The following is a 14,692-nucleotide window of genomic DNA, read 5'->3' as shown; positions in this document are numbered from 1 at the left end:
TCCGAGGTGGAAGCGTGGTGACACGTGGAGCTGACGGATACTAATAGATCGAGGACTTAACTAACACATTTTATGATTCGTTGTCACTACTCTTATTTAGTTTTTAGGGTATAAAACCCTTACTGAAGTAAAAGCGTTACAGGAGGTTCGGGATAAATCCGTTCACGTCCTATGAACAAACAAAACGAAACGACATACGTCGTGTATGTCTGGTAGCGATAGCGAGAAGGTCACACCTGTTCCCATACCGAACACAGAAGTTAAGCTTCTCAGCGCCGATGGTAGTTGGGGCATTGCCCCTGTGAGAGTAGGACGCCGCCAGGCAAATTTTTTTATATGTATATTTATTAATAAACGTGGTAAAATACATTTGTGTTAAAAACAAGACAAACAATATCTAAATTTGATTATTCCACAGTAGCTCAGTGGTAGAGCAATCGGCTGTTAACCGATCGGTCGTAGGTTCGAGTCCTACCTGTGGAGCCATTTTTTTGTCTAAAAAAATATGCTTCCATAGCTCAGTCGGTAGAGCACCACCATGGTAAGGTGGGGGTCAGCGGTTCAAGTCCGCTTGGAAGCTCTTAACATGAAAAGGGATTGCGAATGAGGTAATCCTTTTTTTGATCTAAAAAATGATAAACTTTACTTTATAAGTCTTACAAAAAGTTTATAAAAAACAAATAGTAATAGAAAAACACCTAAACCAATAAGACAAAGATTTACATAATACGATAAACCACTCCCAAGTAAACCTAAAGGTGTATTTGCTCTTGGTGTATTAGCGAGAAATAAGTAATTCGCATTGAATATTGGATTTATTAAAAAGCCAATAAATCCTGCATAGACTAATAAATATATATAGATTTCAATTGTAATTATTAGTGAGATTCTTACATTAAAAGAGATTGTAAGAAATATACTAGCCCAAGTTAATACAATATGATGAATAAAAAATTGCCAGAAGCGAAAATGTGGAAAACCATGATGTAATTCAGGAGTTAAAACCGTCAATATCGATGGAATAATGCCAATGAAAAAAAGTAATTGAATTAATTTAATATTTTTCGAGTATAGTGCAAACATTGCTATAATCCCAGCTATACTGCATAGTTGAAATGGTAAAAACTCTCTCGGATTCCATGCTCCATTGTATATCCCCCAGACTTGATAGCTTATTTCAGAAAGGATTAGAGTACATAACAATCCCCAACGTATGAAATGTTGTGTACGGGATGATAGCCTCTTACCTAAGTTAAATAGGAGAAGAGATCCAATGACATGAATTGAAATCATAATGATATGGTTCATTTCAAATACTTCAAACGTGATATCAGTTGTTTTTCCAAACCAACTTTGCACCTAATACTCCCCCCTCCTTATTTCATTATATGTTAAAAGACGCCTACTATTAGTTTAAGTAAGCGTCTGATAGTTGATTGTTAAAAAGGATGTTATTTATCCACCGATAATATTGAAACCAGAATCAACATGTAATACTTCCCCGGTTACTCCTCGAGATAAGTCACTTATAAAGAACATCGTGGCATCTCCAACTTGATCTTGATCTACATTTCTGCGTAATGGAGCCTTCTCTTCGACAACACCCATTTTTTCATTAAATCCTGAAACTCCTTTAGCAGCAAGTGTACGAATTGGTCCAGCGGATATAGCGTTAACACGAATACCGTATTTTCCAACATCTTCTGCTAAGTACCTTACACTGGCTTCAAGTGAAGCTTTAGCTACACCCATAACATTATAATTTGGAATCACACGCTCTGCACCTAAATATGTTTGAGTGACAATACTTCCACCTTCAGTCATTAACTCTTTAGCAGCTTTAGTAACTGCAACAAGTGAATATGCACTAATTTCTTGAGACAATAAGAACCCTTCACGAGATGTATCAGCATATTCTCCTTTTAGCTCATCACGATTTGCAAAAGCGATGGCATGTACAACTCCGTGTATAACACCGACATCCTCTTTTATTTTGTCAAATGCAAGGGCGATACTTTCATCACTAGCAACATCGCAATTAACTACTAGCTTTGCTTCGATTTCGTTTTTTTCGAGAAGCTTCAATAGTTTATTATAAGAACGTTCTTGTCTATTAGTAAAAATTAAATTAGCTCCTGCATTATGTAATGATTTTGTAATTCCCCAGGCAATACTTCTTTCATTCGCTACACCCATAATTACAATATTCTTTCCCTGTAATAACCCAGACATTATTACACCTCCAAATAGTTTTCATTATCCATTATATCCTATCATCTGATTAAAGAAAAAACCAATTTTGCTAATTAACTTTTTTCATGTAATTTTTAATGGACTGTGTCAGAATATGTCTTCGAAAATCTTTTATGAAATGAACTTTTTAGTATTTTTTATTTTGTAAATATAAAAAAAAAAACACCAATAATTAAAGTTAAAAAGGTATTGATTACAATGAAATATCATCTAATAATTGTTGTAAATCAAGTCATATCAAGGTTTTTGTTAAAGGATAAACTTTTTTTAAAAAAAATAATGATTTCCTCTTTACAAAGGTGTCGAATCTGTATATAATAAAATTCGTTGGCTGAAACAAGCTAATAGGGTTTAATGAATGGCCCGTTGGTCAAGCGGTTAAGACACCGCCCTTTCACGGCGGTAACACGGGTTCGAATCCCGTACGGGTCACCAACACGGAGGATTAGCTCAGCTGGGAGAGCACCTGCCTTACAAGCAGGGGGTCGCAGGTTCGAGCCCTGCATCCTCCACCATATTTTGCCGGCCTAGCTCAACTGGTAGAGCAACTGACTTGTAATCAGTAGGTTGGGGGTTCAAGTCCTCTGGCCGGCACCATTTATGTATAAAAAAAATAACATTGATTAAACTAACTACGGAGGGGTAGCGAAGTGGCTAAACGCGGCGGACTGTAAATCCGCTCCCTCAGGGTTCGGCAGTTCGAATCTGCCCCCCTCCACCATTAGTTTGTTGGGCTATAGCCAAGCGGTAAGGCATCGGGTTTTGATCCCGTGATTCCCAGGTTCGAATCCTGGTAGCCCAGCCATTTTTTTTTTGCCTTAAATAGCTGTGAAATTGAATGTTTTATTAATATACATAGGTAAAAACTAGAGAACTCATAATTAAACGAGCCATTAGCTAGCCGCAAGCATCATCGAATACGCTGCTATGTGCAGGCTTGCGAGGAGTGCTACTTCGTGACTTACTTGCAACACGACGAGCACAGGTAGAGCAACGAGCAAAGCAACTACCGAGTAAGCTTCGAGTAACCCCGAAGCACCAATCATCTTTGAATAAGCTATAAGATGTAGGGGTCATTTGGATGAACGCACGAATAGAATAAGAACTCATAATTTAATGAGCCATTAGCTCAGTTGGTAGAGCATCTGACTTTTAATCAGAGGGTCGAAGGTTCGAATCCTTCATGGCTCACCATTTATTAACAATAATACAATTACATAAAATATCTTAAATAAAACAAGGTTGCTAACAGCATACAACCTTGTTTTATTTGCATTTTAAGCATTTTTTTAACATAATAGATAAAGTAAATTAAGTATACTATAATGTATTTGATACGATATAATTATATTAACTTTGATTTTTTAATAGATGCTATAAAGGATGGTATAATATGAATTCTTCTAGAATACCTGGTTTCTATAATAAAACTGTAGAAGAACGGAGAGAACTATTAGCGAATATTCATACGTTCTCACAAGAGGAAATAGAAAATTTGTATGCAAAAGACCCGTTACCCGTTGATACTGCAGATAAAATGATTGAAAATGTTATTGGAACCTTTCCACTTCCGTTAGGATTGGGCTTAAACTTCTTAATTAATGAGAAAGAGTATGTAGTACCAATGGCTATCGAAGAGCCATCCGTTGTGGCCTCTGCTAGTTATATTGCAAAAATTGTGCGAGAAGCTGGTGGATTTACAGCTGAAGCAACAGAACGAGTCATGATTGGGCAAATCCAAGTAGTTGGATGTCCAGATTTTCAGTTGGCAAAACAAGCACTATTAAGTGATAAACAAAAATTAATTGATATAGCAAACGCTGCGCATCCAAGTATGTTAGAAAGAGGTGGAGGAGCAGAGGATATAGAAGTACGTATATTAAATGAGGATTCCACTTCCTCCTATGGGAAAATGCTCGTTTTGCATGTCTATGTAAACACATGCGATGCAATGGGAGCGAATGTAATTAATACAATGGTAGAAGCACTTGCGCCAACAGTTGAAGAAATTACAAATGGTAAAGTATATTTACGGATATTATCCAATTATGCAGACCGTTGTTTAGCAAAAGCAAAATGTGTTATACCACCTGAATTATTGGAAAGTGGCGGTTATTCTGGAGAAGAAGTAAGAGATGGTGTTGTCCATGCATATGAATTTGCAGCATCAGATCCTTATCGTGCTGTGACACATAACAAAGGTATCATGAATGGAATTGATCCGATCGTCATTGCAACTGGTAATGATTGGCGGGCGGTAGAAGCGGGTGCCCATGCCTATGCAGCTCGGTTTGGACATTATGGTTCCATGACTACATGGTCTGTTGATAAAGAAGGAAATTTAGTTGGAGAATTAGAGCTTCCAATGTCAGTTGGAACGGTTGGGGGTTCTATCCGGGTACATCCGATTTCTAAAGTTGCGCATAGTATATTAGGTGTTGAATCAGCACAAGAGTTGGCTCAAGTAATCGTTACTGTAGGTTTAGCGCAAAACCTAGGAGCATTAAAAGCCTTAGTGACAGATGGTATCCAAAAAGGTCATATGGCATTACATTCACGCTCTGTTGCAATAGCGGCTGGAGCTACTGGGGAGATGATCGATATTATTGCAGAGAAGTTAGTAGAAGAAAAAGAAATCCGTGTTGGAAAAGCTAAAGAATTGGTGGCACAATATTCAAAATGAGTATCGAAAAATTAACAACAACAGAAAAAACAGCTATAGGAATAGCTCATAGTAAACTAATTCTGATTGGGGAACATGCAGTTGTACACGGGCAACCTGCTATCGCTATCCCTTTTCCATTAGTTGGAGTCGAATCAGTGATCGAACGAATCTCCGGTCCAATAACTTTCGATAGCACATTTTATCAGGGGGCGATGGAGTCAGCTCCTATAACCTTGGATGGAATCATTAATAGTATCGAAGCGACATTAGAGCATCTTCAATTACCAAAGAGAGATTTAATAATTCGTGTAAAGTCATCGATACCACCTGGTAAAGGGCTAGGCTCAAGTGCTTCCGTTGCCATTGCGATCATTCGATCATTATTCGCCTATGCGGATGTTAGTTATACAGAAAATGAATTGCTCCATTTTGCTAATATCGCAGAAACATTTGCACATGGCTCACCGAGTGGAATTGATACGTTAACTATCACATCGGAATCACCGGTATGGTTTGAGAAGGAAACGCCAATTCATTACATTAAGCCAGGTTCTGATTTCCACTTTATTGTTGCAGACTCAGGGAGAATTGGAGATACGCGTTCAGCGGTTGAATCAGTTGCCCATTTACTAAAAACTGCTCCAAGGCGTATCCATTCGAAAATTGAACGAATTGGTGAACTAACACATCAAGCAAAATATGCATTAGAAAAAGCTGGAAAGAACTTTTTAGGGCAAATGTTGAATGAGGCTCAAAAAGAATTAGAATCATTAGGTGTAAGTGATGCAGGTCTAAATAAATTAATACATTTTGCTCGTCAAGAAGGAGCCCTAGGTGCGAAATTAACTGGCGGTGGGAATGGTGGATGTATTATTGCATTAGCAAAAAATGAAGTTCATTCCAGACAACTCGCTGAAAAGCTTAAGAAATTTGGCGCCCATACAGTGTGGCCTTTTGTGCTAAGAAAACAAGATTAATTTAGTTAACATTGGATCGGAAGAGGAGATTTAAATGAAGGCGACGGCAAAAGCGCATACGAATATTGCTTTAATTAAGTATTGGGGAAAACGTGATGAAAAATTAATACTCCCGACTAACAATAGTCTTTCCTTAACATTGGACGGATTTTACACAAAGACTACTGTAGAATTTCGTGAGGATTTAACAGAAGATATTTTTTATTTAGATCATAAGCTTGTTACTGATGAACAGTATCACCGTGTAACAAAGTTCCTCGATTTGATACGTGAATATGCTCAAGAAAAGACATTATTTGCAGAAGTCCACTCTATTAATGAGGTGCCTACAGCTGCAGGTTTTGCTTCATCAGCATCTGGATTTGCAGCTTTGGCAGCAGCAGCAGCACGGGCACTTAACTTAGGTTTATCGGATCAAGAGCTTTCTAAAATAACAAGACAAGGGTCTGGTTCTGCTTGCCGTTCAATTTACGGTGGTTTTGTTGAATGGCATAAAGGTATGGAACTAGATGGGTCAGATTCATATGCTGTTCCTGTTTCTCCACAAGATCATTGGGATGTTCGTGTGGCTGCAGTTGTGTTATCTGCGAAAATGAAGAAAGTATCTAGCCGAGAGGGTATGAGACGCACGGTTGAAACCTCTCCATTTTTTTCTAGTTGGGTAGATAGTATTCCGAGTGATCTTGAAGATATAAAGCAAGGTATAAAAGAGCGTGATTTTGAAAAAGTTGGACAGATTGCTGAAGCAAATTGCTTGAAAATGCACGCTACTACGTTGGGTGCAAATCCTCCATTTACGTACTGGCATGATACAACATTAGCGGTTATGCAAACCGTGCAACAACTAAGAGAAAATGGTATTCCTGCATATTTCACAATAGATGCTGGACCAAATGTTAAAGTGCTTTACTTACCAGAAAATGAAGAAAAAGTTCAAGATATCCTCCGAGAAATTCCTGGTGTAACTGATGTTAAACTTAGTCGTTCCGGGCAAGGAGTAACCTACATATAGGGGTTGAATTGTGTTGCCAAATACATCGTTGACGGTTAGAGTTCCCGGAAAATTAATGATTGCTGGTGAATTTGCAGTGCTAGAGCCATATAATAAGCTAGCTGTTTTGGCAGTGGACCGTTATGTTTATACTACTATTGAAAATAGTGAACAGAATCTACTCACGTTAGAAAATTTTAATATGGTCGAATTAAAATGGGAATTTGAAGGTAGAAAAGTAGTGGTGGATGCTACTGATGAAAGGACTCATTTTGTAGCAAATGCAATGGGTATTGCTTTAGCATACTTGAATGAATGTGGGTTTACCCCGGAGAAATTTCTACTAACGGTTAAAAGTGAATTAGATGATACAGGGGTTAAATATGGATTGGGATCTAGTGCAGCAGTAGTAACGTCTGTGGTTGCTGCAATTCTTGAAAAATATTTACCAAATAAACCTGAAGCCCATGTAATTTATAAGTTAGCTGCTATTACACATGCGGCAACACAAGGTAATGGATCCGGAGCAGATGTTGCGGCTTCTAGTTATGGGGGAATACTTGAATATTCCTCTTTTCAGGCGTATTGGCTACAAAAGGAATATGAACAGGCAAGTTCAATAAAGGAGTTGTTGGAAAGGGACTGGACATATTTATCTGTACAATCGCTACCATATCCCCAACATCTACATCTTTGTATTGGATGGACAGGGAAACCAGCTTCTACGAAAAAGCTGGTTAATGAGCTGATGAAATTAAAAGATAATAATATAGCAAAATATGAGATATTCCTTTCGCAAAGTGAAAAGGCAGTAAGTTCCTTTTTAACAGGAGTAAAGGAAGACAATCCTATGTTAGTAATTAACGGTATAAAACAAAATCGACGAGCACTAGCAGATGTGGGTAAGGAAGCCAATGTTGAAATTGAAACACCTTTACTTACCAAGTTGTGTGATATTGCAGAACAATATGATGGTGCAGGAAAACCATCAGGTGCAGGTGGAGGAGATTGTGGCATTGCCTTTTTGCCTACCAAGGAAAAAGCGGATCAGGTGAAGCGAGCATGGGAAGAAGCAGGAATTCGGGTATTGGATTTAGCTGTTTCTGAGAGTGGTGCTAAAAGAGTACGATAAAATCGGGATCGATAGTAATACTATCACCTGATTTTTTTTAGCCACGTCAAACTACAGAGCTAGAGCATTAGCACTACTTGCTCCACCTCCGTACAAAAACAATTCCCTTAAACTGTAAGATAAAAGGACGACCGACAAAAACCGGGTTTTGCGCCCAAAGTCGACATATTCCTATAAAAGGGCGTGTTTTCTTTTATGTAGTGTATATATATGCATTTTATTGTTAAGTTGAGTCGTTTGTTATTTTTAGCTAAAATATAGTAGATTAAGGCGGCTTTAGAAAAGTGTAAGCAATACATAATTGATGTAGGGTTTATTCTTGGCAACACAGAAAATTTTGGAGGTGCAGAGAAAATGAAAAAGAAAATATCTATGATAGGTGTTCCGATGGATTTAGGCCAAAGTAGACGTGGAGTCGATATGGGCCCAAGTGCAATACGTTATGCGGGAGCAATTGAAAAATTACAGGAGCTAGACTTTGATATCCATGATTTAGGTGATATCCCAATCAATAGACCTGATCAAAAAGTTAATTATAATGATGGAACAAATTTAAAAAACTTAGAACAAGTGATAGAAGCTAATGAACATTTAGCTAGAATGGTGGATGAAGAAATACAAAAAGATCGTTTCCCCCTAATTTTGGGTGGGGATCATAGTATTGCGATCGGTAGCTTGGCAGGAACCTCTAAATACTATGATAATCTTGGAGTTATTTGGTATGATGCTCACGGTGATCTAAACACAGGTGAGACGTCCCCTTCAGGAAATATTCACGGTATGCCATTAGCAATAAGTTTAGGAATAGGGCACGAGAAATTAACGAATATTTTTGGCTATGCTCCAAAGATTAAACCAGAAAATATTGTAATCGTCGGTGCACGTTCGCTTGACCCAGGTGAACGGGAATTAATTAGAGAAAAAGGCATTAAAGTATATACGATGCATGAAATAGATCGTAATGGAATGTCTCATGTCATGGAAGAAACTATTAATTATTTAAAGGAACGCACTGATGGCGTTCATCTGAGTCTTGACCTAGATGGCCTGGATCCGAAAGAAGCACCTGGTGTAGGTACTCCAGTTCTAGGTGGGATGACATATCGGGAAAGCCATTTAGCTATGGAAATGCTTGCAGATTCGCAAATTCTAACCTCTGCGGAATTTGTTGAGGTAAATCCGATCTTGGATGAAAAGAATAAGACAGCAGCAATGGCTGTTGGATTAATGGGTTCTTTATTTGGTGAAAAGTTAAAATAACGACCTAAATAAAAAAGACATTACAATTTACTCAAATTGTAATGTCTTTTTTAATGAAGATTTCTATGTAAGGACTCTGGTGTTCCGGCTGCTATCCTTCTTTACGTTGGTATTCATTTAATAGTGCATCTAGTCTTTTGCTGGTTTGGACAACTGCCTCCGATGTTAATCCCTTAGAGAAACTTAATGTGATCATTTCTCTGCGACATTTCTCAATTTTTTTTAGTAAGACTTTCTCCAATTTCCCATATCCTCCATTTTAGTATATCCAGTATACTATATTATGTAAAAATACCTATATTTGCAACTAAAAATTAATAAATTTTCTAATTTATTAAAAAATAGTAATATTTACCTATTATTTATAAAAAAAACTTTCAATGTAATGAAACCTATTGTAGTATAGATTCGTAATATAAATACCGCATCGTTGGCGGAGGTACGAGAAATGGATCTTATAATTAAAGATAAAATCAAACAGGTCAAAAAAGGGGATCAGGCTGCATACGAAGATGTAGTGCTGTTTTTTCAGGATAAAATCTTTCAGCATTGTTATCGAATGCTAGGAAACAAGCATGAGGCGGAGGATATTGCGCAGGAAGCGTTTATTCGTGCATATGTTAACATTCATTCCTATGACGAAAATAGAAAGTTTTCTACCTGGTTGTATCGTATAGCTACGAATTTAACGATAGACCGAATTCGAAAACGAAAGCCAGATTATTATCTCGATGCGGAAGTTAAGGGGACGGATGGGTTAGATATGTATTCTCAATTGGCAACGAATGAACGGTTACCGGAAGAAGAAGTACAAGGGATGGAATTGCAAAATTATATTCAAAATGAAATGTTGAATCTTCCACCTAAATACCGGAGCATAATTATGTTGCGATATTTAGAAGAGTTTTCCCTTCAGGAGATTAGTGACATCTTAGATATTCCTCTTGGTACAGTAAAAACTAGAATCCATCGAGGAAGGGAAGCTTTACGCAAAAAGCTTCGCCACGTGTAAAGGAGTGTGATCCACTTGGATTGTAATAAAGAAGTAGTTAGGTTAATGCATCATCATTTAGATGGCGATTTATCAAAGGAAGATGAGACGAAACTACGTATGCATTTGGAAGGTTGTAAAAACTGCCAAAAGCATTTTCATGAATTAAAACGATCGATTACGTTACTGAAGAGTGTGGATCAAGTACAGGTACCAGCTAATTTCACCCAACAAGTTATGGATAAACTGCCAACGGAAAAGAAACATATGAAGTATGTACGATGGTTTAAAATGCATCCTGTTATAACAGCGGCAGCTATCTTTTTCGTATTTATGTTTAGTGGGCTATTTACGGCATGGGAGCAAGACTCAAAGTTGACAGTTTCTAAACAGGAAAATTTAGTTATCAAAGGAGATATGGTTATTGTTCCTGAGGGAGTTACGGTAGAAGGGGACTTAGTTGTTAAAAATGGCAATTTGAAAATAGATGGTACGGTCGAGGGAGATGTAACGTTAATTAATGGGAAGTTAATTGAAGAGAAAACTACAGTGGATGGTGATGTGTTACTAGCATCTGCTGGGGATGTGAATGGTGAGTTTAAGCAAGTAAATCAAATATTTGATTGGATACTATATCACATACAAGACTTCTTAGAAAGCATCTTTTCATGGGGCGGATAAACCTGGTTAATAGCCAGGTTTTTTTATTTTATAGATAGGAAAGGATAAAGCTAAGTATTTTATGATACAAAAGTTGTTAATAATTATGTAATTATCGTTTGTATAGCTAACATGTTACAATGTATTATATGATATAATATATAAGGTTATTATTTATAGACGGGAAGAGAAATACATGAATAAAAGGGTGTGCGAACATGCTTGATGGGGGATTAAATGTATTGGACCTGTTAAGAATAGGTGTGGATATAGCTCTCATCTGGTATGTATTATATAAATTAATCATGTTAATACGAGGTACAAAGGCGATCCAATTATTAAAAGGGATCATCGTGATTATCATAGTAAGAATTCTTAGTATGGTATTAGGGTTACAAACAATTGAGTTTGTCACGAGAGAAGCAATTAGGTGGGGTTTCCTTTGTATAGTAATATTATTTCAACCAGAGCTTCGTAGAGCGCTTGAAACATTGGGAAGAGGTAATTTATTTTCTAGGAGTACAAAGTCAGAGGAAGAACAACTAGAAAAGATGATTTCCGATATCGTTCAATCTTGTAACTATATGGGGAAACGTCGTATAGGGGCGTTAATAACGATTGAACGTGATACAGGTATTGCTGACTATGCTGAAACAGGTATTTCGATTAATGGTGCATTGACACATCAATTGCTGACAAATATATTTACTCCTAATACTCCGCTTCACGATGGGGCGGTTATTATTAAAGGAGATGAAATTATTGCAGCAGCATGTTACCTACCATTATCAGAAAGTCCATTTATATCAAAAGAGTTAGGTACGAGACACCGTGCCGCAATGGGTATTAGTGAGGTTACTGATGCTCTAACTATAGTTGTATCTGAAGAAACTGGTAGTATCTCATGTACGAAAAATGGCGAATTGCGAAGAGATCTATCCATGGATGAGTTACGTAATTACTTACGAGAGAACTTATCACCGAATTTGAGAACCCCTGAACGAAAAACATTCAAACGAAGGGGGCAGAACAATGGATAAATGGTTTCAAAGTAAGTGGTTTGTTCGTGGTCTATCCTTGTTTTTTGCAATTATGTTATATGTTTTTGCGGTTATGGAAGATCAAGGAGCTTCACCAAACAATGAAGATAAAATCTTCTTTCCTTTTCCTGGTTCATCAACCCAGACAGAAACAGTCGAAGATGTCCCGGTTGAAATTAGAATTGATAGTGAGAAGTATGTCGTAAGTGGTGTACCAGAATATGTAAATGTAACATTAGAAGGAACTAGTAGTAGTGCACTTAATCTTGCTGTAAGACAACGAGAATTCGAGGTTTTTGTTGATCTACAAGACCTTGGTAAAGGTGAGCATACTGTAGAATTACATTATGGAAACATATCTTCTGAGTTAGAAGTAACCATTGAACCTAAAACAATAGATGTTATTATTGAAGAAAGAGCTACAAAGGAATTTAATGTAAATGTTGATTTCATAAATGATGACCAACTTCCTGAAGGGTATGAACTTGGTGAAGTCGAAGTTAACCCAGGAACGGTCACGATCACAAGCTCAAAAAGCGTGATTGAGCAAATAGGTGTTGTAAAAGTATATGTTAATGTTGCTGGTTTAACGGAATCGATTGAAGAACTAGAAGTACCTATCAACGTTTACGATAGTCAAGGTAATGAGTTGAGAGTCCGAATAGAACCAGAAACTGTAAACGTATCTGTTGAAATTGATAACCCAAGTAAGTCCGTACCGGTCAGTGTTGCTACATCGGGAACACTACCGGAGGGCTTATCTCTCATAACGATAGAACCGAGTGTTGAGGAAATAGAAGTTTTTGCAACAAGTGATGTATTGGCAACTATTGAAGAAGTTACTACAAATGAAATAGATTTGTCAGAGATTACCGAATCTAGCACGGTTGATATCGGTCTTGATTTACCTGAAGGAGTACACATACCAAATGTTGAACAAATAGAGGTACAAATTGAAATTGAACAAACACGAACTTTAGAAGCGGTTACAATTGATATTGATAATCTTGCAGAAGGACAAGCTGTTTCATTTATCGAACCGGAAAATCAACAGATGAGTATAACTATAGTGGGAAATGAACAAGATGTTAATAACTTAAGTGCAGAAGATTTCCGTATAGCTATAGATGTAGAGGGGCTTGATGAAGGAGAGCATCGAGTTCCAGTTACGATTGAAGGACCTGAGAATATATCAATTGAAAGTGAGTTTGAAGAAGTAGTAATTGAAATAACTTAACTAGATAAAAAATGCTCTCATTATGGTTAAAAGGATAGAAGGAGAGGTACTTATGGGTAAATATTTTGGAACAGACGGGGTACGAGGGGTAGCAAATAAAGATCTTACACCAGAATTGGCTTTTAAATTAGGTCGATTTGGAGGATATGTTTTAACCAAAGAAACTAGTAGACCAAAAATACTTATTGGGCGTGACACAAGAATTTCAGGTAATATGCTAGAGGGTGCACTTGTAGCAGGATTATTATCAATAGGTGCAGAAGTTATGCGATTAGGCGTTATCTCAACACCTGGTGTAGCATATTTAACGAAAGCTACTAGCTCTCAGGCAGGTGTAATGATTTCTGCTTCACATAACCCAGTTGAAGATAATGGAATTAAGTTTTTCGGACCGGATGGTTTCAAGTTATTGGATGAACAAGAAAAGGAAATTGAGCAGTTAATGGAGGGGGAAGATAATTTACCTCGTCCAGTAGGTGCAGAGGTAGGTGTTGTAAATGACTTCTTTGAAGCGGGTCAAAAATACCTATCCTTCTTAAAGGGATCCATCGACAATGATTTTGAAGGTCTTCATATTGCGTTAGACTGTGCACATGGAGCAACATCAAGCTTAGCGACTCATTTATTTGCCGATTTAGAGGCAGATTTATATACGATTGGATCGTCACCAGATGGATTAAACATTAATGATGGTGTTGGTTCCACTCACCCAGATAAATTGCAAGCATTTGTCTTGGAAAAGGAAGCAGATATTGGATTAGCTTTTGATGGCGATGGCGACCGCCTAATTGCCGTTGATGAAAAAGGAAATATTGTGGATGGGGATCAAATTATGTTCATATGCGCAAAGTATATGAACGAAAAAGGTTTCTTGCGTCATAATACTGTAGTCTCAACGGTTATGAGTAATATTGGTTTCTATAAAGCACTTGATGAAAACGGTATGCGTAGTGATAAAACAGCTGTTGGTGATCGTTACGTTATGGAAGAAATGCGTAAAGGTGGATATAATCTAGGGGGCGAGCAATCGGGCCATATTATTTTCCTTGATTATAGTACTACTGGTGACGGGATGTTATCAGCACTCCAGCTAGTAAATGTGATGAAGGAAACAGGAAAGCCGTTGTCAGAGCTTGCTAGTGAAATGGCAGTTTTTCCACAAGTACTGAAAAATGTAAAAGTAGTGGATAAACAAAAAGCCTTAACAGATGCTAGAATTTTAAATGAAATTGAAGCGGTTGAACAACAACTAGGTGACCAAGGACGCGTGCTTGTTCGTCCATCAGGAACAGAACCACTAGTTCGTGTAATGGTAGAAGCACCCACAAAAGAAGAATGTGAGAAGTACGCAGACCAAGTTGTAAAGATAATAGATGATTTATTAGGATTAAAGTAATATGGAAATCGCTCCCTGTATAAAAATAGGGAGCGTTTTTTTGTGCATTAATATAAGAGGAATAACGGTCTAGCCCACGAGTTTTGCACA

Annotated in this window: 13 protein-coding genes, 8 tRNA genes and 1 rRNA gene; 19 read left to right on the top strand and 3 right to left on the bottom strand. The window is 37.4% G+C overall.

Annotation, left to right across the window (positions count from 1 at the left end):
• Positions 1-208 precede the first annotated feature (208 nt).
• From rrf to ACFSTA_RS03190, 3 genes are all read left to right on the top strand, one after another.
• A 5S ribosomal RNA gene (gene rrf, locus ACFSTA_RS03200) occupies positions 209-324 on the top strand.
• Positions 325-411: 87 nt separating this feature from the next.
• Positions 412-486: transfer RNA gene (locus tag ACFSTA_RS03195), tRNA-Asn, on the top strand.
• A 21-nt stretch (positions 487-507) separates the two neighbouring features.
• Positions 508-580, top strand: a tRNA-Thr gene (locus ACFSTA_RS03190).
• A 62-nt stretch (positions 581-642) separates the two neighbouring features.
• Here ACFSTA_RS03190 and ACFSTA_RS03185 read toward each other — a convergent pair.
• On the bottom strand, positions 643-1,359 hold the full coding sequence (locus tag ACFSTA_RS03185) for a YwaF family protein (RefSeq protein WP_377555104.1): 717 nt from the start codon (positions 1,357-1,359) through the stop codon (positions 643-645).
• A 96-nt stretch (positions 1,360-1,455) separates the two neighbouring features.
• Positions 1,456-2,232 carry an enoyl-ACP reductase FabI gene (gene fabI / locus ACFSTA_RS03180; RefSeq protein ID WP_377555103.1) on the bottom strand — a complete coding sequence of 259 codons (777 nt, stop codon included), beginning with the start codon at positions 2,230-2,232 and terminating at the stop codon, positions 1,456-1,458.
• 381 nt (positions 2,233-2,613) lie between these two features.
• On the opposite strand from fabI, the gene ACFSTA_RS03175 reads away from it, so the two are divergent.
• The 11 genes from ACFSTA_RS03175 to rocF all read left to right on the top strand — a co-directional run bounded on the left by ACFSTA_RS03175 (position 2,614) and on the right by rocF (position 9,278).
• A tRNA-Glu gene (locus ACFSTA_RS03175) sits at positions 2,614-2,688 on the top strand.
• Between the two features lie 4 nt (positions 2,689-2,692).
• Positions 2,693-2,768, top strand: a tRNA-Val gene (locus tag ACFSTA_RS03170).
• A gap of 6 nt (positions 2,769-2,774) precedes the next feature.
• Positions 2,775-2,850, top strand: a tRNA-Thr gene (locus ACFSTA_RS03165).
• A 39-nt stretch (positions 2,851-2,889) separates the two neighbouring features.
• Positions 2,890-2,974 (top strand) — tRNA-Tyr (locus ACFSTA_RS03160).
• A gap of 9 nt (positions 2,975-2,983) precedes the next feature.
• Positions 2,984-3,058: transfer RNA gene (locus tag ACFSTA_RS03155), tRNA-Gln, on the top strand.
• Between the two features lie 313 nt (positions 3,059-3,371).
• Positions 3,372-3,447 (top strand) — tRNA-Lys (locus tag ACFSTA_RS03150).
• A gap of 199 nt (positions 3,448-3,646) precedes the next feature.
• On the top strand, positions 3,647-4,936 hold the full coding sequence (locus ACFSTA_RS03145) for a hydroxymethylglutaryl-CoA reductase, degradative (protein WP_377555102.1): 1,290 nt from the start codon (positions 3,647-3,649) through the stop codon (positions 4,934-4,936).
• Positions 4,933-5,895 carry a mevalonate kinase gene (gene mvk, locus ACFSTA_RS03140; RefSeq protein ID WP_377555101.1) on the top strand — a complete coding sequence of 321 codons (963 nt, stop codon included), beginning with the start codon at positions 4,933-4,935 and terminating at the stop codon, positions 5,893-5,895. The genes ACFSTA_RS03145 and mvk overlap by 4 nt, the downstream gene beginning before the upstream one ends.
• A 34-nt stretch (positions 5,896-5,929) precedes the next feature.
• Positions 5,930-6,907: a diphosphomevalonate decarboxylase gene (gene mvaD / locus ACFSTA_RS03135; protein WP_377555100.1), complete on the top strand. Its 978-nt coding sequence runs from the start codon at positions 5,930-5,932 to the stop codon at positions 6,905-6,907.
• 10 nt (positions 6,908-6,917) lie between these two features.
• Complete coding sequence (locus tag ACFSTA_RS03130; RefSeq protein WP_377555099.1) at positions 6,918-8,018, top strand: phosphomevalonate kinase; 1,101 nt, start codon at positions 6,918-6,920, stop codon at positions 8,016-8,018.
• A 354-nt stretch (positions 8,019-8,372) separates the two neighbouring features.
• The gene (gene rocF, locus ACFSTA_RS03125) at positions 8,373-9,278 is read left to right on the top strand and encodes an arginase (protein WP_377555098.1); all 906 of its coding nucleotides are present in this window, start codon (positions 8,373-8,375) and stop codon (positions 9,276-9,278) included.
• A 91-nt stretch (positions 9,279-9,369) separates the two neighbouring features.
• Here the strand turns inward: rocF and ACFSTA_RS03120 are convergent, their stop codons facing one another.
• Positions 9,370-9,519 (bottom strand): aspartyl-phosphate phosphatase Spo0E family protein, encoded by a 150-nt coding sequence (locus ACFSTA_RS03120; protein WP_377555097.1) that lies wholly within the window; start codon positions 9,517-9,519, stop codon positions 9,370-9,372.
• A 207-nt stretch (positions 9,520-9,726) separates the two neighbouring features.
• On the opposite strand from ACFSTA_RS03120, the gene sigW reads away from it, so the two are divergent.
• From sigW to glmM, 5 genes are all read left to right on the top strand, one after another.
• Positions 9,727-10,290, top strand: coding sequence for an RNA polymerase sigma factor SigW (sigW, locus tag ACFSTA_RS03115; RefSeq protein ID WP_377555096.1), 564 nt, complete (start codon positions 9,727-9,729; stop codon positions 10,288-10,290).
• A gap of 15 nt (positions 10,291-10,305) precedes the next feature.
• Entirely contained in the window at positions 10,306-10,950 is a 645-nt protein-coding gene (locus ACFSTA_RS03110; protein WP_377555095.1) for a zf-HC2 domain-containing protein, read from the top strand.
• Positions 10,951-11,147: 197 nt separating this feature from the next.
• Complete coding sequence (gene cdaA / locus ACFSTA_RS03105; protein ID WP_377555094.1) at positions 11,148-11,969, top strand: diadenylate cyclase CdaA; 822 nt, start codon at positions 11,148-11,150, stop codon at positions 11,967-11,969.
• Positions 11,962-13,206, top strand: a complete 1,245-nt coding sequence (locus ACFSTA_RS03100; protein ID WP_377555093.1) for a CdaR family protein — start codon at positions 11,962-11,964, stop codon at positions 13,204-13,206. Before cdaA ends, ACFSTA_RS03100 begins: the two co-directional genes overlap by 8 nt.
• 52 nt (positions 13,207-13,258) lie before the next feature.
• Positions 13,259-14,602, top strand: coding sequence for a phosphoglucosamine mutase (glmM, locus tag ACFSTA_RS03095; protein ID WP_377555092.1), 1,344 nt, complete (start codon positions 13,259-13,261; stop codon positions 14,600-14,602).
• The last annotated feature ends 90 nt before the right edge of the window (positions 14,603-14,692 follow it).

The organism is Ornithinibacillus salinisoli, from assembly GCF_042684965.1.
GTDB classification, from domain to species: Bacteria; Bacillota; Bacilli; order Bacillales; family Amphibacillaceae; genus Ornithinibacillus; species Ornithinibacillus salinisoli.
This window is presented reverse-complemented; position numbering and strand designations above follow the sequence as displayed.